The 511-nt window shown below is 56.4% G+C and carries 1 pseudogene; it reads left to right on the top strand.

Going from position 1 to position 511, the window contains the following annotated elements:
• Positions 1-198 precede the first annotated feature (198 nt).
• Positions 199-511 (top strand): annotated as a pseudogene (locus tag F6X40_RS41705) (poly(3-hydroxybutyrate) depolymerase); the annotation flags it as partial.

Below are 511 nucleotides of genomic sequence, written 5' to 3'. Positions count from 1 at the left end.
GAAGAGGGGCTCGTTTGCGAGCCAAATTCACCGAAATGAGCGTCGATTCGATTCGTTATCCAGAAAATTTGACGCGTCTTGATCTGCAAGCCGATCCGACAGTTCATTAATCAGCGTTTCCCTAGGCTTCTCTGCAACCAGGCAACGGAATGAGCAGTTGTGCCGGGTTAAGTCGCTTCGCTTAAGGAGATTCATGAGATGGACCAGGTTACCCAGCTGACACGCAATCACGAGATCGCATTGAAAATCCTGCGCCTGTTGCACAATCGCCTGGAAGAGGCCCGGCAACGGTTCGGGCAGAGGACGAGCGACGCAATCAAGGGGGGCGGTGGCACGTCCGCGCTCACCATTCCCAACCTGGCGCAGTTCACACCATGGGGTGCCTGGCACTATACGGCCGATTTCGCGCAGCGCTCCGTTCTGTTCTGGGATGCCTTGCGTCAACGCGGCAACGAGTTCATCGAGCGCAACAAGGCCGGGATCAAGCCGGCGTTGCATTTCGACTATGACG

The organism is Paraburkholderia sp. UCT31, assembly GCF_014397655.1.
Lineage (GTDB): Bacteria > Pseudomonadota > Gammaproteobacteria > Burkholderiales > Burkholderiaceae > Paraburkholderia > Paraburkholderia tuberum.
The sequence above is the reverse complement of the archived record's forward strand: the minus strand, read 5'-3'. Positions and strand labels throughout refer to the sequence as shown.